The sequence below is a fragment of the Rothia sp. P5766 genome (assembly GCF_048513555.1).
Taxonomy (GTDB): domain Bacteria; phylum Actinomycetota; class Actinomycetes; order Actinomycetales; family Micrococcaceae; genus Rothia.
On record NZ_JBLXXS010000002.1, the window covers coordinates 70,515 to 93,789 of the forward strand.

At 55.1% G+C, this 23,275-nt stretch carries 18 protein-coding genes; 6 read left to right on the forward strand and 12 right to left on the reverse strand.

All coding sequences use genetic code 11. The features are described 5' to 3' along the window. Positions 1–25: 25 nt before the first annotated feature. The 3 genes from ACN08V_RS01420 to map form a co-directional block, all read right to left on the reverse strand. Positions 26–2,431, reverse strand: a complete 2,406-nt coding sequence (locus tag ACN08V_RS01420; RefSeq protein ID WP_419104263.1) for a glycogen/starch/alpha-glucan phosphorylase — start codon at positions 2,429–2,431, stop codon at positions 26–28. 244 nt (positions 2,432–2,675) lie between these two features. Further along, complete coding sequence (gene ppgK / locus ACN08V_RS01425; RefSeq protein ID WP_419100077.1) at positions 2,676–3,518, reverse strand: polyphosphate--glucose phosphotransferase; 843 nt, start codon at positions 3,516–3,518, stop codon at positions 2,676–2,678. Positions 3,519–3,543: 25 nt separating this feature from the next. Then, on the reverse strand, positions 3,544–4,449 hold the full coding sequence (map, locus tag ACN08V_RS01430) for a type I methionyl aminopeptidase (RefSeq protein ID WP_419104264.1): 906 nt from the start codon (positions 4,447–4,449) through the stop codon (positions 3,544–3,546). Between the two features lie 266 nt (positions 4,450–4,715). Between map and ACN08V_RS01435 the strand changes: the two genes are divergently transcribed. Next, positions 4,716–4,922 (forward strand): SPOR domain-containing protein, encoded by a 207-nt coding sequence (locus ACN08V_RS01435; RefSeq protein WP_419100079.1) that lies wholly within the window; start codon positions 4,716–4,718, stop codon positions 4,920–4,922. Between the two features lie 57 nt (positions 4,923–4,979). Here ACN08V_RS01435 and panB read toward each other — a convergent pair whose 3' ends face one another. Next, positions 4,980–5,870: a 3-methyl-2-oxobutanoate hydroxymethyltransferase gene (gene panB / locus ACN08V_RS01440; RefSeq protein ID WP_419100080.1), complete on the reverse strand. Its 891-nt coding sequence runs from the start codon at positions 5,868–5,870 to the stop codon at positions 4,980–4,982. Positions 5,871–6,086: 216 nt separating this feature from the next. Between panB and glnA (ACN08V_RS01445) the strand changes: the two genes are divergently transcribed. Beyond that, on the forward strand, positions 6,087–7,430 hold the full coding sequence (glnA, locus tag ACN08V_RS01445) for a type I glutamate--ammonia ligase (RefSeq protein ID WP_419100081.1): 1,344 nt from the start codon (positions 6,087–6,089) through the stop codon (positions 7,428–7,430). Between the two features lie 89 nt (positions 7,431–7,519). Next, positions 7,520–10,693, forward strand: a complete 3,174-nt coding sequence (locus ACN08V_RS01450) for a bifunctional [glutamine synthetase] adenylyltransferase/[glutamine synthetase]-adenylyl-L-tyrosine phosphorylase (RefSeq protein ID WP_419104265.1) — start codon at positions 7,520–7,522, stop codon at positions 10,691–10,693. 365 nt (positions 10,694–11,058) lie between these two features. Here the strand turns inward: ACN08V_RS01450 and budA are convergent, their stop codons facing one another. Together budA and glnA (ACN08V_RS01460) are read right to left on the reverse strand one after the other, a co-directional pair. Next, positions 11,059–11,811 (reverse strand): acetolactate decarboxylase, encoded by a 753-nt coding sequence (budA, locus tag ACN08V_RS01455; RefSeq protein WP_419100084.1) that lies wholly within the window; start codon positions 11,809–11,811, stop codon positions 11,059–11,061. Positions 11,812–11,926: 115 nt separating this feature from the next. After that, on the reverse strand, positions 11,927–13,351 hold the full coding sequence (gene glnA, locus ACN08V_RS01460) for a type I glutamate--ammonia ligase (protein ID WP_419104266.1): 1,425 nt from the start codon (positions 13,349–13,351) through the stop codon (positions 11,927–11,929). A 281-nt stretch (positions 13,352–13,632) separates the two neighbouring features. Here glnA (ACN08V_RS01460) and ACN08V_RS01465 point away from each other — a divergent pair, with 281 nt between their 5' ends. Both ACN08V_RS01465 and ACN08V_RS01470 read left to right on the forward strand, forming a co-directional pair. Beyond that, complete coding sequence (locus ACN08V_RS01465; protein ID WP_419100086.1) at positions 13,633–14,094, forward strand: RDD family protein; 462 nt, start codon at positions 13,633–13,635, stop codon at positions 14,092–14,094. Between the two features lie 11 nt (positions 14,095–14,105). After that, positions 14,106–14,825, forward strand: coding sequence for a DedA family protein (locus ACN08V_RS01470; protein ID WP_419104267.1), 720 nt, complete (start codon positions 14,106–14,108; stop codon positions 14,823–14,825). A gap of 58 nt (positions 14,826–14,883) precedes the next feature. Here ACN08V_RS01470 and ACN08V_RS01475 read toward each other — a convergent pair whose 3' ends face one another. The 3 genes from ACN08V_RS01475 to lipB all read right to left on the reverse strand — a co-directional run bounded on the left by ACN08V_RS01475 (position 14,884) and on the right by lipB (position 17,542). Next, positions 14,884–15,621 carry a DUF4191 domain-containing protein gene (locus ACN08V_RS01475; protein WP_419104268.1) on the reverse strand — a complete coding sequence of 246 codons (738 nt, stop codon included), beginning with the start codon at positions 15,619–15,621 and terminating at the stop codon, positions 14,884–14,886. Positions 15,622–15,780: 159 nt separating this feature from the next. Further along, positions 15,781–16,788 (reverse strand): lipoyl synthase, encoded by a 1,008-nt coding sequence (gene lipA, locus ACN08V_RS01480; RefSeq protein WP_419100089.1) that lies wholly within the window; start codon positions 16,786–16,788, stop codon positions 15,781–15,783. A gap of 82 nt (positions 16,789–16,870) precedes the next feature. Beyond that, on the reverse strand, positions 16,871–17,542 hold the full coding sequence (gene lipB, locus ACN08V_RS01485) for a lipoyl(octanoyl) transferase LipB (protein ID WP_419104269.1): 672 nt from the start codon (positions 17,540–17,542) through the stop codon (positions 16,871–16,873). A 182-nt stretch (positions 17,543–17,724) separates the two neighbouring features. On the opposite strand from lipB, the gene ACN08V_RS01490 reads away from it, so the two are divergent. After that, positions 17,725–19,350: a protein kinase domain-containing protein gene (locus ACN08V_RS01490; RefSeq protein ID WP_419104270.1), complete on the forward strand. Its 1,626-nt coding sequence runs from the start codon at positions 17,725–17,727 to the stop codon at positions 19,348–19,350. A 100-nt stretch (positions 19,351–19,450) separates the two neighbouring features. On the opposite strand, the gene ACN08V_RS01495 is transcribed toward ACN08V_RS01490, so the two are convergent. The 3 genes from ACN08V_RS01495 to lpdA all read right to left on the reverse strand — a co-directional run bounded on the left by ACN08V_RS01495 (position 19,451) and on the right by lpdA (position 23,211). Further along, positions 19,451–19,834: a hypothetical protein gene (locus tag ACN08V_RS01495; protein ID WP_419100092.1), complete on the reverse strand. Its 384-nt coding sequence runs from the start codon at positions 19,832–19,834 to the stop codon at positions 19,451–19,453. A 203-nt stretch (positions 19,835–20,037) separates the two neighbouring features. After that, positions 20,038–21,744, reverse strand: a complete 1,707-nt coding sequence (gene sucB / locus ACN08V_RS01500; RefSeq protein WP_419104271.1) for a 2-oxoglutarate dehydrogenase, E2 component, dihydrolipoamide succinyltransferase — start codon at positions 21,742–21,744, stop codon at positions 20,038–20,040. A gap of 90 nt (positions 21,745–21,834) precedes the next feature. Continuing rightward, complete coding sequence (gene lpdA / locus ACN08V_RS01505; RefSeq protein ID WP_419104272.1) at positions 21,835–23,211, reverse strand: dihydrolipoyl dehydrogenase; 1,377 nt, start codon at positions 23,209–23,211, stop codon at positions 21,835–21,837. Between the last annotated feature and the right edge of the window lie 64 nt (positions 23,212–23,275).

Below are 23,275 nucleotides of genomic sequence, written 5' to 3' on the forward strand. Positions count from 1 at the left end.
AGATTCCTTAAAGTAACGGTCTAGCCTAAATGGCCGGGTCGATTCCCCATATTTGGCTCATGTACTCGCGCACAGAACGGTCGGAGCTGAAGTAGCCCATACGGGCAATGTTCAATACCGCCATGCGATTCCAACGAGCTGAATCGCGGTAAGCGGCCTCAACCTCTTGCTGAGCACGATCGTAGTCATCAAAATCAGAGGCGACGAGGAACCAGTCCTTGTTCCACATATCATCGACCAGCTGACCAAAACGGTAAGGCTCACCGGGGCTAAAGGTGCCTTCTGCTACAGCCTGAAGGATGTCCCTAAGAGCCTGGCTCTTCTCGATTGCTAGGCGTGAGTGACCGGGCTGGCTACGGCGCTGAGCTACTTCCTCGGTGGTCAGACCAAAGAGGAAGAAGTTCTCTGCACCAACATGCTCACGGATTTCGACGTTGGCGCCATCGAGGGTACCGATGGTAAGCGCGCCGTTGAGAGCGAACTTCATGTTGCCTGTTCCCGAAGCTTCCATGCCAGCAGTTGAAATCTGCTCGCTCAGGTCAGAAGCAGGAATGAGGCGTTCTGCCATGGAAACGTTGTAGTTCGGCGGGAACACGATACGGAGCAGGTGGTTTGTCTCGGGGTCATTATTGACAAGATCCGCAACATCGTTGATGAGCTTGATGATGTCCTTAGCGGTCTGGTAGCTGGGGGCAGCCTTACCACCGAAGATCTTGACGCGAGGTACCCAGCCAGCGTTCGGGTCACGCTTGATGCGCTGGTAATGCGCAATAGTCCAAAGGATGTTCAGGAGCTGGCGCTTGTATTCGTGCATGCGCTTGACCTGTGAGTCGTACAAAGCATCAGTGGGTAAATCAATGCCGTGCTCTTCGCGCATCCAGCGGGTGAAACGCTCCTTAGCTGCGAGCTTAGTCTGCCCGAAGGCATGGAGGAACTCGGGGTCATCTGCGTATGCTTCAAGTTCTTTGAGACGCTCGAGATCAGTTTCCCAGCCTTCACCGACGGTCTTGGTGATCAACTCAGCCAGCGCGGGGTTTGCTAGCTTGAGCCAGCGGCGCGGAGTAATGCCGTTGGTGATATTCAGGATGCGATCGGGGTGCAGAGCATTGTGCACGGGGAAGAGCTCAGTTCGGACGAGCTCGGTGTGTAAGGCAGACACACCGTTGACACGGTGGCTGGTTGTAAAAGCTAGGTCACCCATATTGACCTGGTCGCCTGAGATGAGGCGGACTGGGTGGGGTGAGCCTGACTGGAGCTCAACAAACTGCTGATCGAGACGCTCAATGATGTGGAGATGGCGAGGTAGCACGTTACGCATCAGGCCAACGGTCCAACGCTCCAGCGCTTCGGGCAGAAGGGTGTGGTTGGTGTAGCCCAGAACGCGGTTGCTCAAATCTGCGGCGCGGTCGAAACCGAAGCCGTGGTCATCGACGAGGATACGGATGAGCTCGGGGCCTGCGATTGCAGGGTGCGTATCGTTCATTTGGATGGCTACATGCTGATCCAGGTTCTCCAGGGAGGAATGGCCTGCTAGGTGGCGGCGCACGATGTCCTGAACAGATGCTGAAGTCAGGAAGTATTCCTGTGACAGGCGGAGCTGCTTGCCGCCGTCGGTGGTGTCATTGGGGTAGAGCACCCTGCTGAGACTACGAGCAAGAGCTTCGGGCTCAGCGGCGGCTACAAAGTCACCGGAGTTGAATTTACCCAGGTCAAAAAGGTCGGCGTTGGGTGCTGCGGCCCAGAGGCGAAGGGTGTTAGCCCACTTGCCGCCGTAGCCTACAACGGGGGTATCGAATGCCTGGGCCTGCACATGTGTACCGGGCTCCCAGCGCAGAAGACCATTTTCCTCGTACATTTCGCCGCCAAAGCCAACGCCGTAGACTGACTCAGGCCGGTTGAAGTCCCAGGGGTTTCCGTTAGCGAGCCAGTTCTCGGGGTTCTCCTGCTGGCGACCGTCTAGGAAGCTCTGTTCAAAGAGGCCGTGTTCGTAGCGCAGACCGTAACCGTAAGCGGGGCAACCAACAGTTGCCATTGATTCAAGGTAGCAGGCTGCCAGGCGGCCAAGACCACCGTTGCCAAGTGCCGCATCAGGCTCAGCCTTGGCCACGGTTTCAAAATCAAGGCCAAGCTCGCTGAGTGCTTCTTCAGCAGTCTCACGCAGACCCAGGTTGATTGCAAGGTCCTCCATCAGGCGACCGATGAGGAATTCCATTGAAAGGTAGTAGACACGTTTACGGTCTTCGTCCCAGGTGCGTCGTGTGGAGGCAAACCAGGGCTCAACGGCCCTGTCACGCAAAGTGTGCGAAAGCGCGATGCGCCAATCGAAGATAGTTGAATGTTGCGGATCTTTTCCTGCTGTGAACTGAAGATGTTCCAACAAAGAAGCGCGGAAGTTTGCTACTGAAATTTCAGGACGTTCGTTTTGTGCCATACTTCGATACTAATTTCAAATTCGCGGGTAGAGGCAAAAATGGCACGAACCGCCGATACCGATATCAAAAATTCTTTTTTTTGAGACAGAATGAGTTTCCCAGCGGCATGGTACGACTTAAATTGACGCAATCTTGGTGCTTGCTGAGAGATGCTCACAGATGGTTTTGTCTAAAGAAGAGGCCACCAGCTGCATATCTCAGCCGGTGGCCACTGCCTGCTACCACTGCTTTAGGGGGGCAGTATTAGGCTTTCACGGAAGCTCTACGCTTGTGCTCGCTGGGCATGCCACCAGCCCACAGCGCAGCCCCAACAATGCCAGCGTTATTGCGGAGGGCTGCCATAACCATGGGAGTACGCAGCTTCCCCTCAAGATAGGGCATGAACTTCTCAGGATTCTTAGAAATGCCCCCGCCGATAATGAACAGGTCAGGTGAGAAGAGCATCTCAAGGTGCGAGAAGTAGCGGTGCAACCGCTTGCCGTACTTTTTCCAAGAGAGCTCATACACCTCACGAGCACGTGCTGATGCACGGGTCTCAGCATCCTGCCCATCAATCTCGAGGTGACCGAGTTCTGTGTTGGGAATAAGCTGACCGTTATTAATGAGCGCGGAACCAATTCCGGTACCCAGAGTAATCAGGGCAAGCAGGCCGTCCTTATCCCGTCCCTGGCCATAAGTGGCTTCTGCTAGCCCGGCGGCGTCGGCATCGTTGAGGGCATAGACCAGGCGGCCCCCCAGGGCCTTACTCATAGTTTCTTCGAGGTTGGTTCCAACCCAGCTGGGGTCAACGTTTGCGGCCGAGAGAGCAAGACCGTTCTTGATGATGGCAGGGAAATCAATTCCGATTGCCGAATCTGAGAGCGGTGCCAGATCGCGCCCCTGTAACTCTTCGACAATCTGGGCTACTACACCTGCACAGGCCTCTGGTGTTGCTGGCTGGGGAGTCGGGATCCGGAAACGGTCACCGACCAGTAAACCGGTACGAATGTCTACAATCCCGCCTTTCATACCGGTACCACCGATATCGATACCGATGACCAGGTCAGCCGGGGTGGGCTCGGGAATCTGGTGGCCTGCTTCAGCCATGTCCTACTCCTTGAAGGTGATGAGGCTAGGGGAGAGTCAGAATGTCGATACCGTCGGCGGTAACAACCATGGTGTGCTCAAACTGGGCGGTGCGCCTGCGGTCTTTGGTGACGACGGTCCAGTCGTCATCCCACATATCCCACTCGATAGTGCCTAAAGTCAGCATGGGCTCGATTGTGAAAATCATGCCTTCTTCGATAAGGGTGTTGTATGCGGGGGCGGCATCGTAGTGGGGAATGATTAGGCCAGAATGGAACTCACGGCCCACACCGTGGCCTGTAAAGTCCCGGACTACACCGTAGCCAAAGCGGGCTGCGTATTTCTCAATCACTCGCCCAATAACATTGATTTCTCGTCCCGGGCGGACAGCCTTCATGGCACGGTTGAGGGCTTCTTCGGTGCGTTCAACAAGCAGACGCGATTCTTCATCAACATTTCCGACCAAGAGTGTACGGTTGGTGTCGCCGTGCATGCCATCGAGGTAAGCGGTGACATCGAGGTTAAGGATGTCTCCGTCTTCAAGAACGGTTGAATCGGGGATTCCGTGGCAGATGACCTCATTTAATGAGGTGCAGACACTCTTGGTGTAACCACGGTAGTCAACGGTTGAGGGGTAGGCACCGTGGTCGCAGATGTACTCGTGCACTAAAACATCGATGTGGTCTGTGGTGGTTCCGGGAACCGCAATTTTTTCGGCTTCTACGATTGCCCCGGCGGCAATCTTGCCAGCGGCTCGCACCCGCTCAATTTCTTCGGGCGTGTAGAAGTTGGAGCCTTTACCTTCATCGGCTTCAGGCTTGCCTACATATTCAGGGCGTTCAATGCCTGCCGGTACCGAGCGCATGGGGGTAACTGTGCCGGGCACCAGGCAACCAAGAGGTGCTTTGCCGGGCTGAGCGGGAAGATTATGGCTAGAAGAATTTGTCGACATGTTATAAATCGTAGTCCCTCTCCTGATTCTCAATGGGGTCTGATGGGTGCCAGGCAAGGAAACTTTTGCCACACTAGGTCGCGTCCAAGCTTTTCTCTTCACTCTTGGAGGGTTTACTGGCATTCCTTGCTTTCTCTTAAACCGCTTTGGTGGCTTACTCCATGGTGTTTCAAAGAAGTGTGACTCTTGCCAAGGGGCCAGGGCCTTCATAGGATGGTTGGGAAGCAGAACGATGCTCTCGTCTGTCACTATATGTAGAGGAAGACATGTCACTTGAGAATGTAACACCTGGTCCCCATGCCACGGAGTTTTACTACAATCTGCGTACCGGGCAAGTAGAAGAGGGCCAGCAGTCAAAAATCACTGAGCTGTGGGGTCCCTTTGCTACACGCGAAGAAGCCGAGCACGCTATGGAAACAGCTAAAAAACGTAACGAAGCCTGGGATGAAGGCAAAAATTCTTGGGGCAAGTAAAACCATAAAAGTCGGGGCCGGTAGCCTGTGCTACCGGCCCCTACACTTTAAGTGAAATCACTGGTCGAATCTGTGCTCGGGTGCGGGATAGGCCCCTGAGCGTACGTCCTGGCGGTAGGCCTGGGCGCCTTCCAACAGAGTGTCGTACAGGTTGGCGTACTGCTTAACAAAACGAGCCATCTTGCCCTGGCGTAGCCCGAAAGCATCCTGCCAGACCAGAACCTGACCTGTTACATCAGATCCTGCACCGATGCCGATGACCGGAATATGGACTGCGCGGTCAATCTGTGCCGCTATGTCTGACCGCGTCATCTCAATAAGTAAGCAGAAGGCACCGGCCTCAGTAAGCGCAAGCGCGCTCTCTATGAGCGCTTCTGCGCTATCACCACGCCCCTGCACTCGATAGCCACCCAGGGCATGCTCAGACTGGGGCGTAAAACCGATGTGCGCCATGACAGGGATACCCGCCGCAACCAGGGCCTTAACATGCTCGGTGTGATAGCTAGTTGCCTCCATCTTGATGGCGTGCGCACCGCCCTCTTTCATAAAACGCACTGCGCTAGCAACCGCCTGTTGCGGTGACTGTTCATAGGAGCCAAAGGGCAAATCAGCTACCACCAGGGCGCGCTGGGCGGCTGACGATACAGCCTTCACCAGTGGGAGCATTTCATCAACAGTGATAGTGAGCGTGGAATCATGCCCCAGGACGTTACTGCCAGCGGAGTCTCCCACCAGCAAAACCTCAATACCGGCGCGGTCAAAGATAGTAGCGGTGAGCGTATCGTAGCTGGTGAGCATAGCGAACTTTTCACCAGCCTCTTTGGCCTGGCGCAGGTGAACAGTCCGCACCTTTTTAACATCGAGGACACTACCTGCTGAATTCTGCTGAGCAGATGCGGCCGGGGCGGAAGCCTGTGAGCCGTAGGGAGAACTTTCTTCGTTGAGCATACCCCTAACTTTAGTGGCAGGATCGACCCCGCAAACGACCTGAGGGCGCATATTCTCAGTCGGTGAAAGAAATGTTTAAAACTGGTTACGGTTCCTTAGTTTGTGCGCGTGCCAGGTAGGCAGAGGGAAACACAAAGTTTTAGAGTTGGAAGGTAGCGAATAAGAACCTGCCCACCGGGGTGCAGGTAGCGCTAGCGACACGAACGGATAGGTTACATGGATCGTCAGCAAGAGTTTGTTCTGCGCACTATTGAGGAACGCAACGTGCGTTTCGTTCGTCTTTGGTTCACCGATGTTGTAGGCCAGCTCAAGTCGGTGGCGATTGCCCCGGCTGAGGTTGAGAGCGCTTTTGATGAGGGAATCGGCTTTGACGGTTCATCCATTGAGGGCCTTTCCCGTGTCTACGAGTCAGACATGCTCTTACAGCCTGACCCCTCAACCTTCCAGGTGCTGCCCTGGCGCGGTGACGACGAACCCACCTCACGCATGTTCTGCGACATTCTCACCCCCGACGGCGAACCCAGTGCTTCGGACACCCGCGGTGTCCTCAAGAAAATTCTTTCCAAAGCCGCAGGCATGGGCTTTACCTGCTATACCTCCCCGGAAATCGAATTCTACCTTCTGAAATCCAAGGAACTGGGACCCAATGGCTTCCCCGAGCCTGTGGACTCTGAAAGCTACTTCGACCACACCCCCGGGGGAGTCGTGCAGGACTTCCGCCGCAAAGCGGTCAGCACCCTTGAAGAAATTGGGATTTCAGTAGAGTTCTCCCACCACGAGACCGGGCCGGGGCAGAATGAAATTGATTTGCGCCATGCCGATGCTCTGCAAACCGCAGATAACATCATGAGTTTCCGCACCGTCATCAAGGAAGTCGCCCTGTCCCAGGGTATCTATGCGACCTTCATGCCCAAGCCTTTTACCGAACACGCCGGTAGCGGCATGCACACCCACTTCTCCCTGTTTGAAGGTGATACCAACGCTTTCTTTGAGGCAGGAGCCGAGTACCAGCTTTCACGCACCGCCAAGCACTTCATCGCCGGTGTCTTGCAGCATGCACCCGAATTCACCTCGGTCACCAACCAATTCGTCAACTCCTACAAGAGGCTGTGGGGCGGCGGCGAAGCACCCTCCTATGTCTCTTGGGGCCATAACAACCGCTCGGCCCTGGTCCGTGTGCCGCTCTACAAGCCCAACAAGATGCAGTCAGCCCGTATGGAATACCGCGGTATCGACTCGGCGACCAACCCCTACCTGGCCTACGCCGTTATCCTGGCGGCTGGCCTGAAGGGAATCGAGAACGAGTACGAGCTACCCTCGGCAGCGGTTACGGAAGATATCTCCGCAATGACCAGCGCGGAGCGCCGTGCCATGGGCTACCACGCCTTGCCCTCATCTCTCTACGATGCAATCCACCGCACCGAAGAATCAGAATTTATGGCCGAAACACTGGGCGAGCAGGTTTTTGAGCAGTTCCTGCGTAACAAGCGCCGTGACTGGAACGCTTTCCGTGCCGAAGTAACCCCCTACGAGCTTAAGACCAGCCTCGGTATCCTCTAACAAGGCTGTGCAGGCGTAGCCCCTACTAGGGCGCTACGCTTGCCTTGTTGTATCTAGCAGAACCCCAACAGCCCAAGGAGCAAGACACGGTGACAGCCCCAAAAACTACCTCAGCGCACCCCGATGACGCTACCCGCCGCGCAGAAGAAGAACGCAAGGCACATGTGCGCCTCATCAGTGAGATGGCAGCACTGGGTTTCTACGATGCTGCCAAGAGCGCTCGCTGGCTGGATTCACCTGAACTGGCAAGGGTCGACCGTAATAAACTTTTTGAGGGTCTGAGGTTGGCACCTTCACCTGACATCGCTCTGCCTGCGCTGGTGAGGCTGATTGAGAGAGCGCCGAAGGTAGCAGAACTTGCAGGGCAAGGTGCTGATGCCCCCGCTCTCTACCGCTTACTTGGCGGCTCAGAAGCACTGGGGGAGTTTCTTGTTCGACGCCCAGAGCACACAGACCTGCTAGAGATTGAGGATAAGCAGCTAGCCTATGAAGATTTCCCCCGGTCGCTGCTACCGGAAACTGATAATGAGTTCCTGACCCCCATTGCCCCGCTTGACACCGTGTACCGGGCGGACCTGCTCAAGGCCGTAGGAGCGGACCCTGATTCTGATACACCCAAAGCAAGCTTGACGGGAAAAGAGGCTTACACCGCGCTTCGCATAGCCTACCGCCGGCACATCACCGAGCTAGCTATCCACGACCTCACCAGCTACGCGCCGGTCAAATTTATGCCTACTGTGGGGCATGTCTTAGCTGACCTGGCAGCGGGCGCTCTTGAAGCAGCACTGGCCGTTGCTCGCGCCGAGGTTTCGGCAGCGCGAGGAGACGACACTGTTGCCGCAGTTGAACTGGCGATCATCGGTATGGGTAAGTGCGGTGCACGGGAACTCAACTACATCTCGGATGTTGATGTGGTCTATGCAGTGGCACACGCACCGCTTTCAGACCTTCCAGAGGGATTCACCCCCCTAGATGAGAACACCCTGACACAGGTGGGCCTTGAGCTCGTTCAGGCTCTATCCAAAGCAATTATGGCACCAGCGCCAGAACCAGCCCTATGGGAGGTCGACGCCAACCTCCGCCCCGAGGGTAAAGACGGGGCGCTTGTCCGTACCGTAGAGTCCTATACCAGCTACTACAAACGGTGGGCGGATAACTGGGAATTCCAGGCCCTCCTGAAAGCCCGCCCCATAGCGGGCAACCCTGCCCTGGGGGTACGGTGGGCGAGGGCTATGCGCCCCTTCGTCTGGGAGTCAGCGGCCAGGGACTCCTTCGTGGAATCCGTCCAGGCCATGAGACACAGGGTGACAGATAATATCCCTGCCGCTGAAGTTGACCGTCAGATTAAGCTTGGCCCCGGAGGTCTGCGCGACGTAGAGTTCACGGTTCAACTACTCCAGCTAGTCCACGGTCGAACCGATGAGAGCGTCCGAACTCAGACAACCACCGACTCTCTGAGTGCACTAGCAAAGGCCAGCTATATCAGCCGCAAAGATGCCCTTGACTTCGCCGAAAACTATGCCACCCTCCGGGTCATGGAACACCGTATTCAGCTGCTCTATATGCGCCGGACCCACCTCATGCCCGCCAAAGAAAAGGACCGACGCACCCTAGCTAGGGGTATGAGCTCGCCACTAGCCCCCAACCAGCTGACCGAAGCCGACATGCTCAAACAGTGGGCAAAAATCAAACGGGTGGTTAAGCTACTCCACGAAAGGCTCTTCTTCCGTCCGCTTCTTGCCGCGGTGGCTCACCTATCCAAGGACGAGGTAGCCCTCAGCCCCCAAGCCGCACAAGACCGTTTGGCAGCCCTGGGCTACAAGGACCCCCGCCGCGCTATGGGGCACATCGAGGCCCTGACCAAAGGCCTACGCCGCTCTGCCGAAATTCAGCGAACGCTCATGCCGGTACTCTTGGGGTGGTTCGCCAAGGGAGTAGACCCCGATGCTGGCCTACTGGGTTTCCGCCGTATCAGTGAGTCCCTTGGCGGTACCCCCTGGTATCTGCGTATGCTCCGAGACTCACCCGCCGCAGCAGAGCGTCTATGTACCCTACTCTCCAGCTCACGCTTTATCACTGACCTACTGGAAGATACCCCCGAACCCATTGCTTGGCTTGACCGAGACGAGGACCTCAAACCGCGAGACACCGAGGTCATCATTGGTGAACTACGCTCCCAGCTCACCCGGCACACCGACCCCCTGGATGCCATCCGTGCCGTCCGCATGGCACGACGCCGTGAAATCCTCCGGTTATCTATGGGTGAAGCGCTAGGACTGACCACCACTGAGGAAGTCGCACACGGTCTGTCCGACATCGATCGAGGGGCTATCCAGTCAGCGCTCGCTATTGCCGAACGCGAACTCTACGCTGAGGGCCGAGAACCGCTCACCCATGTAGCAGTTATCGCAATGGGCCGTCAAGGCGGGGCCGAAATTGGCTACGGCTCAGACTCAGACCTCATGTACGTTCATATTCCGTGCCCAGGAGCAGACGAACGTGAAGCCCAAGCAGAAGCCACCGAACTCATTAACCGCATGGTTCAGCTCCTCAAACAGCCGACCAAGCCGCCCATCCGTGCCGAGAAAGTGCTCGAGATTGACGCCGACTTGCGACCAGAGGGCAAACAGGGGGCTATGGTGCGCTCGCTGGACTCTTTCCGGGAGTATTACGAACGTTGGGCCGATACCTGGGAGTTCCAGGCTCTACTGCGTGCCCGCCCCTTTGCTGGTTCTGAGACGGTGGGTAAGGCTTTTGTAGAGCTGATTGCTCCTTATCGTTACCCGTCTACTTTTGGGGCTGCACAGGTGACTGAGATTCGGCGTATGAAAGCGCGTGTGGAAACCGAACGTATGCCTCGTGGAGCCGATAAAACACGCCAGCTCAAACTGGGCAGGGGTGGTCTAACCGATGTTGAGTGGCTGGTTCAGCTCCTTCAGCTTCAGCACGCGCACCGGGTTCAGGGTATGCAAACGACCTCAACCTTGGGGGCTTTGTCCGCCGCAGTTGAAGCCGGAATTGTTGAGCAGGACGATGCTCAGCTTCTGAGTTCGGCCTGGAGACTTGCCTCGAAGATCCGTGGTTTGAATGTTTTGAGGACGGGCCGGGCTTCAGATACTTTAACGACAACCCGATCTGATCTTGAGGCCATTGCACGCTGGTGCGGCTATGAACCGAACTCGGCACGCTTACTCGAAGACGACTACCTGCGTATCACCCGTCAGGCTCGGGCTGTCTATGAGAAGCTGTTCTACCCGGCCTAGACACCACGCGGAAAGAGAAGAAGATAGTGACTGAGCACAATGGTGTGGCTACTGTACGCATTGACCGTCTTGACTCTATGGATGACCGCGTTTTGCGCGCCGGATGGCCGACTGGCAGGCTACACCTTAATGTACCGGCTTCAGGGAAGCGAAACGGTTGAGCAGGATGATGGGCGACTACCGAGGCAAGGGACTGGGCCTTGCTCTCAAGATAGCCAACCACCGTCAGCTTGAGCCTAAGGGCACCGATTTTACGGGGCTGGTGGAGTTGGGTTGATCGCAATAACCTTGCAATGCGAGCTATCAACCAGCAACTGGGCTATCAAAGCCTGGAGCTATGCCAGATAGTCGAGAAGCAGGGGTAGCTAGTGCTGCTCTGCCTTCGAGATTTGGTCTGCCAAATCTTCGGGGGAGAGATCTGCATTTGAGAAAGCCTCGTTGAGCGGCAGGTGCAGGCGGAGCCCGGTACCCGGGCAGATTTCTACATGCGCACTGCGGAGTTTGAAGTCTACAAGGTGCCCACCCTTATCGCGTTCATCGTTGATAAAGTGTGCATGGCACCCGGGCACACCGATACCCTGCTCGTAAATAGGGGTGCGGAACCCAACGATAGTGCCGGTAACATCATCAAACTGGACGATGTCCTCGCCTTCTACCGCATCAACCATCTTGGGGTAGGGCTTGGACTGCTTCTTGACGGTTCGGGTGCGTACCCACTCAAAGTCGCCCACAATTTTGATGGCATACATGTAGTTATCTGAGAGAGTGAAATCATCAAGCACCTGGGCTGCTCGTTGACGGAGAAGATTGCGGGGTAAATCCCGCTTAATTGCCGGAACAAAGTTAGTAATCACCGCAAAGGGTGTCTTCTGGTCCAGGTCCGCTAAGGACACAGAGCCGTCAAAGCGCATCTGGTAGCAGGTCCCATCGAGCACAACCATCTCACCGTCAAGACCGTCAAAGGTGCCCACCCCAAAATTGCCGTGCCCCAGGAGCTCACCGATTGTCATATCGCCGTCGTAGATACCGTCTAAAAGCTGGCTCATGAGGCCGGTCTGGAAGACTTCGTTCCGGTAGATGGTGCTACGTCCTTCAAGAATTGAACTCTGCTTGCTCATGTTTTCATCTCTTCTGAACTTATGGGTCTTTACACTCAAAAGCCGCGCCCCCCACCCACAGAATCTGTGGATGTGGGAGCGCGACCCTGGGCTTATGGCACCAGTTTACGGCAGATTAGACACCGTAGTACAGCTGGTACTCCAGCGGGTGCGGCACCAGTGAGAGGGGCTCCAGCTCCTTGGTGCGCTTATAGTCAATCCATGCCTGGATGAGGTCCTCGGTGAAAACATCGCCGGCGAGCAGGAAGTCGTGGTCTGCTTCAAGAGCGGCCAGGGCTTCTTCGAGGTTGGCAGGAGCCTTCTTGATATCTGCTGCTTCTTCAGCGGGCAGCTCGTAGAGGTCCTTGTCAATCGGTGCTGGGGGTTCAATGCGGTTGCGGATACCGTCTAGACCAGCCATGAGCTGGGCAGCGAAAGCCAGGTAGGGGTTTGAAGAAGGGTCCGGTGCACGGAACTCTAGACGCTTGGCCTTGGGGTTTGAACCGGTGATGGGGATGCGGATACCGGCTGAACGGTTACCCTGCGAGTAGACCATGTTCACGGGTGCTTCGTAACCGGGAACCAGGCGCTTGTAGGAGTTTACGGTGGGGTTGGTGAAAGCCAGAACTGATGAGGAGTGCTCAATCAGACCACCGATGTACCAGCGGGCAAGGTCGGAGAGGCCAGCGTAGCCACGCTCATCGTAGAAGAGGGGCTCGCCGTTGAGCCAGAGTGACTGGTGACAGTGCATACCTGAACCATTGTCACCGAAGACGGGCTTGGGCATGAAGGTGACGGTCTTGCCCCAGGCATCGGCGGTGTTCTTGATGACGTACTTAAACTTGAGCAGGTCATCTGCAGCCTGGGTCAGGGTGGAGAACTTGTAGTTGATTTCTGCCTGGCCGGGTGCGCCAACCTCGTGGTGAGAACGCTCGACTTCGAGACCAACTTCATCGAGGGCTACGCACATGGCATCGCGTAGGTCGGCCTGCTTATCGACCGGAGAGACAGGGAAATAGCCGCCCTTGGTCAGTGTCTTGTTACCCAGATTACCGCCATCTTCGGTCCTAGCTGAGTTCCAGGGAGCTTCATCGGAGTCGATCTTGAAGGAAACAGACTGGGGGGTCACCTCGTGCTGGACGTTCTCGAAGACGAAGAATTCAGCTTCTGAGGCGAAGAAAGCGGTATCGGCAATACCTGTTGACTTGAGGTATTCTTCAGCACGCTCAGCAACACCTCGGGGGTCACGGTGATAGGGCTCTCCGGTGCGTGGGTTGACAATGGAGCCGGTGATGATCAGGGTCTTCTCAAGACGGAAGGGATCAACATAGGCACTGGCTACATCGGGAATGAGCTGCATATCGGACTCAGCGATACCCTGAAAGCCCCGAATAGAGGACCCATCAAACATCTGGCCTACTGTGAAGAAATCTTCATCAATGGATTTTGCGGGCATGTTGAAGTGCTGCTGGACACCGGGAAGGTCGGTGAAGCGGATGTCAACAAACTTGACGTCTTCCTTGGTAATGAAGTCTAGGACTTCCTGTGAGGTTGTGAACATAATTGGGTGTTCTCCTTGAGATATATCGACCCCGGGGCCCCATGGGTGGGCACCTGGATGTTGTATCTAGCCTAGAGCTAGTTTTTTGCCCTCAAGTGTCGCCTTTGTTTCGCTTGTGTAACAGCCTGAGCACCAAGTTGCAGGCGTGTTAAGGGCTCCTGCAGCTGGCTAAGCTCTCTTTCATTCTAGGAAAGCGGTCAGTGCTCTTGGGTGACCGTGGTATCTCATAGATGACTTTTCTGGGTAGGGGAGTTGCTCTTAAGCCGGTAAGGTTAGATGTTGTGGTATCAAGAAAAGATTTAGGTTCATGGCTTGACGGTGCCCCCACCCATATGGATTACCCGGGGCAGGATATGGGGCGCCCCCGTTCTGGCAGGGGAGCAATTGCCCGCCCTTTGAGCCGCTTGATTGCGTTTTGTATGGATTGGTACCTCATTAAAGGTATTTTCTTCCTCCTGGGGAAGTTTGTTTTCCCCGGTGCGAACCTAGCCTCTCTCGATATTGCCCAGCTCATTTTTTTCTGGCTTTACATGGTTTCTGCCGTTGGTTTCATGGGGCATAGCATAGGTCATTTTGTCATGGGAATGCAGGTTCAGAGCCTTGACGGTAAACCTGCCGGGTGGCTCTCTGCTCTCGTCCGCCAGAGCATGGTGATGCTGGTTCTTCCTGTCCTGATCATGGACGCTGACCAACGGGGGCTTCACGACCGTGCACGTCATACCATTTTGGTTCTTATTCGTTAGATGGTGTAGATATGTCAGATGATTCCACAAGGGAAGACAAAAACCCTAGCATGCAAAGAGAACATGACCCAGCTCTGCCCCCTTTCCTGACTTCCCCAGGCAAGGTCGATAAGATTCTGCTGTCCCTACTGGGATTCATGACGATTTTCTCCCTGGCGATTATACCCACTCGGGCTTTCTTGCTGGTTGAGCATCCCTGGGTTCTGTCGCTCTTGACCGGCTCCGGTTTGGGAGTTCTGATTACCGCCGCCCAGAATCCCCACCAGTACCTTCTATGGGCTGTGTTGGTTACGGTGGCAGCTCTGAGCCACATCAAGTTCATGGCCGTTTACTTTTTTATGGGTAAGCATTGGGGCCAAGACTTTATCAATTGGATTTTCGCCAGCCATACACCGCTCTGGTACCGCAAGCTGGAGGGCTTTGTGGAACGGCACCTACTGGTGAGCCTTCTCCTGGGGTTTATCCCTTTTTCGCCTATTCCCGCTACCTTGCTGGTAGCTATAGCCGGTATCCGCAGGATCAAGGGTATGGTCATCGGTGTCTATATCTATATTCTCGCCCTGCTGAATAAGTGCTTCTACCTGTACCTGGGCGTTACCTTTGGTGAGGGAATCCAGCCTATTCTCAAAACCATTGATCGCTACATGATGCAGATAACCCTGGCGCTGTTGCTCTATGTCTTTGTGGTCAACTGGTGGAAGGGCTCCAAGAAGCAGAAAGAAGGTCGGTAGGTACGGTAAAGGCCGGGTTCTTAAAGAACCCGGCCTTTATATATCAAGCCAAATGGTGCTAGCGCATGCCCTTACGGCTGGGGCGCATACGCAGGGGATCAACGCCCTTGGGGATCGCACTGAGCATATTGTTGTGCTTGGAGATGGAATCAATGCGGTTAGAAACCTGGTGCATCTCCTGCTGAGTCAGGTGCTTGGGTAGCTTGTTCATTGCCTTAGTGACCTGTTTGAGCTCTACCTGACCCTCCGCGGTACCTGTGTTGATAACGTGAACGGGTACGGTAGGAACAATCTTCTTATAGCGGAGCTTTTCTTTCTGAACCAGGCCGTTGACGCGGTTAGTGGGGCCCTCGGTCACCAGAACGATGCCGGGGCGTCCAATAGCGCGGAAGACAACATCCTGTGACTTATTCACTGCAACGGGTTGCTGCTCAAAAATCCAGCCGCGGCGCAGGGTTGAGAGAGCAGCGCCTGCACGGCCGGGGCGGTCCTCAAGCTGAGCAAAGGCGGCCTTTTCTGCGCGGCGAGAAAGAACAATCACTGCGAAGAGGATGCCGAAAGGAATACCGATCAGAAGGAAAGTAATCCAGTTCTTCAGCAGAATACCGATGAGCAGGAAAACAAGGACGGTTGCACAGAAAACCAGCGCCAAAATCCAGGGGATATTGGGGTCTTGTTGGCGGGTCACACCATAGACCTGCTTCATCTGGGCAAACATGCCGGGGCCACGCTTAGCGCGGCGCTCTGCGCCTGCCTTTTTCTTTTCTTCGCGGGTGTTGCCACGAGATTCAGCCACTGTGTATCCTTCGTGAGTCGAGAACCGGGCGCCCTAGCTATCTAAGTGATAAGAGCGCCGTAACTTACCCATTCTATACGGCAGGTGCCCGCCGATAAAGCCGGCAGGCACCCAAATGAGATGATAAAGCTAACGGCTGGGGAGACCCTGAAGCCTGGTTTACGCGCCAGCTGCTACCAGTGAGCTTGCTTCTTGCATGGCAAAGCCTTCATCGTCGATGTGAGAGAGGTGCTCAGGTATCTGGCGGCCGTGCTTCTTCATGGCGCGGGCCCAGAGCTTACCGGCACGGTAGGAAGAACGAACCATGGGCCCAGCCATGACACCGGAGAAACCGATTTCCTCGGCCATTTGGGAAAGTTCAAGGAACTCGGTCGGCTTGACCCAACGCTCGATGGGGTGGAAGAGCGGGCCGGGGCGTAGGTACTGCGTCAGGGTAATAAGGTCTGTTCCTGCATCGTGTAGGTCACAGAGGGCCTCATAGATTTCCTCGTTAGTTTCCCCCATACCCAAAATCAAGTTGGACTTAGTGATCAGGCCGGCTTCTTTGCCCTGGGTTATGACATCGAGTGAGCGCTCGTAGCGGAAAGCGGGGCGAATCTGCTTGAAAATACGGGGTACTGTCTCAAGGTTGTGAGCAAAGACTTCGGGCTGGGCATCAATGACCTGCTGGACGTCTTCTTCTTTGCCTTTGAAGTCAGGGATCAGGATCTCGACACCTGTGGTGGGCGATACCCTGTGAATCTGCCTGATTGTCTCGGCGTAGAGCCAGGCACCACCGTCTTCAAGGTCATCGCGGGCAACGCCGGTGACAGTTGCGTAGCGCAGGCCCATCTTTTTGACGTTGAGGGCTACCTTAATTGGTTCCGTGCGGTCAATAGCAATCGGCTTACCTGTATCAATCATGCAGAAGTCGCAGCGACGGGTGCACTCAGAGCCGCCAATCAGGTAGGTCGCTTCACGATCTTCCCAGCACTCATAGATGTTGGGGCAACCTGCTTCTTCGCATACTGTATGCAGGCCTGAACCGCGGGAGAGGTTAATCATCTCCTGATATTCAGGGCCTACTTTAGCCCTGGTTTTAATCCATGAGGGCTTCTTCTCGATAGGTACTTCTGCATTGCGCGCTTCAACGCGCAGTAGCTTGCGGCCGTCAGGCTGGGCGCTCATGTGGAGGAATCTCCTTTGTAGATTGGTCTCATCGTTAAGTCTATGTGGGGGCTTAAGGGTTTGAGGGGAACCCCTTTGAGGGCTAGGTGGCGGGAACGAAAGATGCCGCTAGCTGGTTGGCGTAGTGGTCGAGTTCCTTTTCAACCTGCTCAACAATATCTGCTGGAGAAATATTCCGCCCGAGCTGTTCACTAATCGTGGTGACCCCGGCATCTGTAATTCCGCAGGGAATGAAAGCCCCGAAAGGGTCAGTGGGGTTATTGCAGTTGATGGAAAAGCCGTGCATGGTGGTGTTTTTTGAGACTCGAATTCCAATGGCGGCTATTTTCTTATCTGGTAGCAGTGCCCCGTCACCCCGGACCCAGACACCAGAGCGACCTTCCACTTGCTGGCAGGTGATACCAAGCCCGGTAAGGACCTTGATGAGGACCTCTTCTAAGACTCGCACGTACCTGACCACGTCAATGGGTTCGGGCAGCTGGACGATGGGATATCCAACGAGCTGGCCGGGGCCGTGCCAGGTCAGTTTACCACCACGATCAATTTTGATCACAGGAACTCGATTGTCGCTGGGGTACTCATGGTCTTCGGTTCTTTTCCCAGCGGTAATAACTTCCTGGTGCTCTAGGAGCAGGACGGTGTTTTGTTGTTGGCCGGTAGCGACTTTTTCGTGTGTCTTGCGCTGGTATTGAAGCGCCGTCTCATAGTCAACGTACTGGGGTGCAAAGCCGACCCGCTCAAACAAAAGTGCCATACCCTCTAGGGTAGTCCTTTTAGTCAGACTCTAAAAATAGCTAGCCTAAGTGTGGCTTTAAGTTTTTGGTGACCAACTGTGAATTTTTATCCACAGCTAACTAATGTATCTCTGACTAGTAGAAATGTCTGTTCTGTGGATAACTTTTTAATGGGTTCTTGCATGTGAGGTATGTCTAGAACATGAAAAGCCAAGCATCTCTTCACCCACAAGACGCACCATCTCACCCTGAGCAGGAACCCCTTGCATCTGACAGCGCGCTCAAGGGCCTGACCGATGTCATCCTCCGATATCGCCTTGAAAGCGGGCCGACCCACTCTACCTGGATTGCTGACTGTGGCTATCAGGCAGCAGGACAGCTTGAGATACAAGCAGGGCCTTACACACTGACTCAATATTCAAAGAGCGCAACCGCCGCAATGAAAGCAGCTGAGCGGCTCTGCTCTTTACCTACCCACCCTGCCGTCCTGAGAGTAGATGCAGTAACCAGCTCACCTAGTGCAGGTCATATCTGGTATGAGGCAGCTGAAGCAGGTACTCTAGCGGATTATTGCAGAGCCCGGGGCCAGCTTCCACTTGCCCAAGCTACCACCGTAGCTAAGGCCCTGACTGCGGCATTAACATATCTCCACCAGCAAGAGCTTGCCTACCGAGACCTTAGGTTAGAGCACTGTGTTTTCACTGTTAAGGGGGAGCTTAAAGTTCTAGCGCCCGACCTTGATCTCAGAACTTCACCCGATACTGCCAAAGAGGCCAAAAAGGCAGAGGATATTGCCGCCTGTGCCGCTATTCTCTGGTTCTGTCTTACGGGCAAGGAACCTAAGGCACAAAGGCTCCGGGCGCCGCTTCTATTGAGCCTACCTCAGGCCAGCGACGCTCTTGCTCAAACACTTGAAGATGCTATTGACCTGAGAGCAAATCAGCCGAGCCTGACCGATCTTGCCGCCCTATTTGACCTGACTGCGGATTCTGCCCCCTTAGAGCTCCATCTGAGTGCCAACGAGAGCGTCCTAAGCCGGCTCCCTGCCTACACGGCGACTGAGACTGAGCCGATGACCAACAAGCCTAAAACCCGCATGAGGAGGGCACCGAAAGTCTACGGGCAGCCCCAAACACTGAATAGACGGTCCTCATCAAGGGCTGGTATCTCCTTATGGAAATCGGGGAAGCAGGGGGTTGCTATAGCGCTTCTGGCGGCTATCGTTCTTGCGCTGGGGGCGTGTATATCTGTTTTCTTACCGTGGATCCAGGACCGTCTCAGCGCTAGCCCGCAAGAACAAGCCGCGGAGGAAACTCAGTCACAGGAAATGTCACTACCGACTAGCCCAGCCACGCTATCACCAACAAAGGAGCCAGAATTACAGAAACCTTCCGAACCGGTGAGTGGTATCAGCGGTGATCACCAGGAAGTAATTACCCAACAAACAGCCGAACTCATCCGTCTGCGAAGCCAAGTTCTATCTTCTGGCAATAGCGATCGCGTTCAGGACTATGCCTTACCCGGTTCTGAATTAGAACACAATGACCGTAATATGCTGACTCAAGAAGGAGCAAGAGATCTCAGCCAGATGTCGTCCCAAGTAGTGTCCGTTGAGGAAATTTCTGCCGGTCAGGAGGGTAGCTACACAGTAATAGCGGTTCTTGAAGCTCGCGGCTACAACCCTAAGGGGAGCGACGAGGAACTAGCGCGGTTAGGTATGACCCGAGATGGAGAACGCATTATGCAGAAAGTCAGCTTGACACTACAGCCCTCTAGCCTAGGGCTAAGAATTGAATCAGCAAAACCTATTACTGCCAACCAAGGCTAGGCTTCAAGCACTGTAAGCGAATAAGAAATAGAGCGGTAGGCAGTTGATGCCTACCGCTCTAGTGGCGAATTCGATATGCCCTTAGATTACAGGCAGCGATTTAGATTTGTGGGTACTGGATAAAAATTGCGATAGCAATATTAATCAGCGCAAGACCGCCAACGGTGTGGGCAAGAGCAATGTTCTTACCTGATTCAGGAGTGCCAAGAGCAAGAGCGGCCTTGTACTTCTTCTGACCTACGAATGCAGCGGCAGCGATCACCAGGGCAATCACCATTTTGATGCCAATCATCATGTGGTTGAGTTGCATATTTTCTGCCATCTGCATGAAGTAGAGAGCGAAACCGGTAACAAGCTGCAAGAGCGCGGCATGGAATTGGCCGGGCAGGACGACAGCTTTCTTAAAGTTTGCTACCCAAAGGCCAAACACTAGTGAAGCACCAATAATGTGCAGAAACAGAAGAATTGAAAAAGCAATAGACATGTTCTTTAGTCTACGGAATACCGGGCTCTTTATCGACAGTATGTCACAGCAAGGGGTGTGTTGGTCGGCACCTATGTCAGTTACCCCAGGCAAACAGGGGGTATACAAAAGGTGCTCCCTCATCATGTGATGGGGGAGCACCCTCAAACAATAACTGGGCGAGTAAAGGGGCTAGATGTCCCTTACTCAGTCACCACCTGTTTTTAGAGGCCGACCTCAGCCTCAAAAGCGGCTTCTTCAAGTCGCTGCTTGAGGAAAGCCAGGAAGCGACCAGCATCTGCACCGTCCACGACGCGGTGGTCGTAGGTGAGTGAGAAGTATGCTAGCGAACGAATTGCGATGACATCGTTACCATCAGCGTCCTGGATCACAGCGGGGCGCTTGTTGGTTGAGCCGATACCCAAGATTGCTACGTTGGGCTGGTTGATGATCGGGGTGAAGAAGACACCGCCGGTTTGGCCGGTTGATGAGATGGTGAAGGTTGAGCCGGAGAGCTCCTCAGGTGCAACCTGACCGTCGCGTGCACGCTTGGCTACATCATTGATCTTCTTTGCGATCCCGGCAATGTTGAGGTCACCGGCATCCTTAACAACGGGGACAAGCAGACCCTTGGGGGTGTCAACTGCTAGGCCGATGTTCTCGGATCCGTGGTAGGTAATTTCCTTGAAGTCATCACTCATTGAGGAGTTGAACTGGGGGAACTGCTGCAGAGCTTCGGTAACTGCCTTGGTGAAGAAGGGCAGGAAGGTCAGCTTGGTACCCTCACGAGCCTCAAAACCAGCCTTAGCCTTGTTGCGCAGAGCAACCAGACGGGTGAGGTCAATTTCCTGGACAGTGGTCAGCTGAGCTGAAACTGCCAGCGACTCAACCATGCGCTTGGCAACGGTCTGGCGGATACGAGCTGTCTTCTCGGTGGTGCCACGCTTTGATGAGACTGCAGGCTTGGGGGCAGCAGGGGCCGTAGGAGCAGCAGCTGGCGCAGCTACGGGAGCGGGTGCTGCGGCGGGGGTTGCAGCAGAGCCCTTCTTAGCCTCGGCAGCAGCCAATACGTCCTGCTTGCGGATGCGGCCACCAACGCCGGTTCCCTTGATGGTTGAAAGGTCGATACCTTCCTGCTTCGCCAGCTTGCGTACAAGGGGAGTGACGTAGGCTTCGCCGTTCTCGCCGGAGGGAATTTCGACAGCAGGAGCCTCAGCAGCCTCATCCTGTGAAGAAACCGCTACCGGTGCCTGCGCCTGATCAGCTACCTTGGCTTCGTCGGCTGCAGGGGCCTGAGGCGCATCAGTTGAGGCGGCGGGGGCAGCAGATGAAGCGCTACCGATGATGGCCAGAACCTGGCCGACCTCGGCATCCTCGTCTTCCTGGATGCGGATTTCAAGCAGGGTACCGGCAACGGGTGAGGGAACTTCGGTATCTACCTTATCGGTGGAAACCTCAACCAGAGCCTCGTCAACGGCTACTTCTTCGCCAACCTCTTTGAGCCAGCGGGTGATGGTGCCTTCGGTAACTGATTCGCCCAGCGCGGGGAGGGTAACCTCAACGCCTTCAGCGGAGCTTGCAGGGGCTTGAGTCGCAGGAGTGGGTGCAGGTGCAGCGGATTCAGCTGCGGGAGCGGATGTTGCTGGAGCTTCCTGGGCAGGTGCAGCTACAGGAGCAGATGCGCTTGCGCCGGAGCCGTCACCAATGACGAGCAGGGGAGCACCTACTTCGACATCCTGGTCTTCTTCAACGAGAATCTGTTCAACAACACCGGCAACGGGTGAGGGAACTTCGGTATCAACCTTGTCAGTTGAAACTTCGACGATAGCTTGGTCGACAGAAACTGTTTCGCCAACTTCAACGAGTAGGCGGGTAACGGTACCCTCGGTTACTGATTCGCCCAGTGCGGGCAGTTCAACGGTAGTGGACATAGTCTTTCGTGGTCTCCTTGTACGTGATGGAATATTGAAAGGGTAGGTGGTGCTTCACAGGTGCGGAGCGACCACCTACCTGAAGCTTGTTTAGCCGTGCAACGGTGCGCCAGCCAAGGCCATTGCTGCTTCACCGAGTGATTCGTTCTGAGTGGGGTGAGCGTGGATAAACTGTGCAACGTCTTCGGGGAAAGCCTCCCAGACAACCCACATCTGTGCCTCACCAATTTGCTCGCCCATGCGCTTGCCAACAGCGTGAACACCGATGATAGGGCCGTTCTTTTCACGGACAACCTTGACCAGACCGCCCGTACCAAGGATAGAGGACTTACCGTTACCGGCCAGGTTGTACTCTGTAACCTCGATGTTTTCCTTGCCGAACTTCTCTTCAGCCTTGGGCTGTGAGTAGCCGATTGAGGCAATTTCGGGTTCGCAGTAGGTGACCTTGGGGATATGGAGATCCTCAACCACCTGTGGGTTCAGGCCAGCAATCTCTTCAGCAACGAAACGGCCCTGCTGGTAGCCACGGTGCGCTAGCTGGACACCGGGGACGATATCGCCAATAGCGTAGATGTTGCCTACCCCGGTGTGCAGTCGCTCGTTAGTAATGACAAAGCCACGGTCCATGGTCAGGCCCTGCTCGTCGTAACCAAAGCCCTCGGTGTTGGGGCCACGGCCTACAGCAACGAGCACGATGTCAGCTTCAAAGGTGGTGCCGTCTTCGAGGGAGACTTTAGCGCCGTTGGCGTCCTGCTCAACAGTTTTGAAGAACTTGCCCAGTGAGGATTTGATGCCCCGCTTCTTGAATTCGCGCTCAAGAACCTTAATGATGGAGGGATCTTCGTTGGGTACTAGGTGGGGTAGGCCCTCGATAATGGTGACGTCAACGCCCATTGAGTTCCACATGGAGGCGAATTCACACCCGATAACGCCACCGCCCAGAACGATTGCGCTCTTGGGGAGGTAATCCATCTGCAGCGCTTCGGTTGAGGTCAGAACGCGATCGCGAATCTCAATACCGAAGGTCTTGGAAACAGAACCGGAGGCCAGGATAATGTGCTTACCCTTGTAGGCGGTGCCGTTAACGCTGATGGTGTCTTGGCCGGTGAGCTTACCTTCACCTTCGATGACGGTGACCTTCTTCATCTTGAGAAGACCGCTTAGGCCCTTGAACTTACCGGCAACGATGCCGTCCTTGTAGTCACGAACCTTGGCCATGTCAATGGATTCAAGGGTGGTGTTAACACCGTACTGTGAGGCGTGCTTTGCCTCAGAAGCGAGCTCTGCTGCGTGCAGGTAAGCCTTGGTGGGAATGCAACCGGTGTGCAGGCAGGTGCCACCCAGATTGCTTTTTTCGATGAGACCTACGGAGAAACCGAGCTGTACAGCTCGAAGTGCAGCTGAGTAGCCTGCGCTACCGCCACCGAGGATGAGGATATCGAATTCTGTTGTTGCCGAGTCGGCCACGTTGACGCTCCCTTACATGGGTTTGCGGAGACACAATGCCCCCTTATCTACTGTCATTTTCTAG

Bases quoted from the DNA above. Each gene is read 5' to 3' on its own strand.
- lipB (WP_419104269.1), bottom strand. From the start codon at position 17,542: ATGGCACTTTTGTTTGAGCGGGTCGGCTTTGCACCCCAGTACGTTGAC.
- panB (WP_419100080.1), bottom strand. From the start codon at position 5,870: ATGCTCAACGAAGAAAGTTCTCCCTACGGCTCACAGGCTTCCGCCCCG.
- ppgK (WP_419100077.1), bottom strand. From the start codon at position 3,518: ATGGCTGAAGCAGGCCACCAGATTCCCGAGCCCACCCCGGCTGACCTG.
- ACN08V_RS01490 (WP_419104270.1), top strand. From the start codon at position 17,725: ATGAAAAGCCAAGCATCTCTTCACCCACAAGACGCACCATCTCACCCT.
- lipA (WP_419100089.1), bottom strand. From the start codon at position 16,788: ATGAGCGCCCAGCCTGACGGCCGCAAGCTACTGCGCGTTGAAGCGCGC.
- ACN08V_RS01495 (WP_419100092.1), bottom strand. From the start codon at position 19,834: ATGTCTATTGCTTTTTCAATTCTTCTGTTTCTGCACATTATTGGTGCT.
- ACN08V_RS01435 (WP_419100079.1), top strand. From the start codon at position 4,716: ATGTCACTTGAGAATGTAACACCTGGTCCCCATGCCACGGAGTTTTAC.
- budA (WP_419100084.1), bottom strand. From the start codon at position 11,811: ATGAGCAAGCAGAGTTCAATTCTTGAAGGACGTAGCACCATCTACCGG.
- glnA (WP_419104266.1), bottom strand. From the start codon at position 13,351: ATGTTCACAACCTCACAGGAAGTCCTAGACTTCATTACCAAGGAAGAC.
- ACN08V_RS01420 (WP_419104263.1), bottom strand. From the start codon at position 2,431: ATGGCACAAAACGAACGTCCTGAAATTTCAGTAGCAAACTTCCGCGCT.
- glnA (WP_419100081.1), top strand. From the start codon at position 6,087: ATGGATCGTCAGCAAGAGTTTGTTCTGCGCACTATTGAGGAACGCAAC.
- sucB (WP_419104271.1), bottom strand. From the start codon at position 21,744: ATGTCCACTACCGTTGAACTGCCCGCACTGGGCGAATCAGTAACCGAG.
- ACN08V_RS01470 (WP_419104267.1), top strand. From the start codon at position 14,106: ATGTCAGATGATTCCACAAGGGAAGACAAAAACCCTAGCATGCAAAGA.
- map (WP_419104264.1), bottom strand. From the start codon at position 4,449: ATGTCGACAAATTCTTCTAGCCATAATCTTCCCGCTCAGCCCGGCAAA.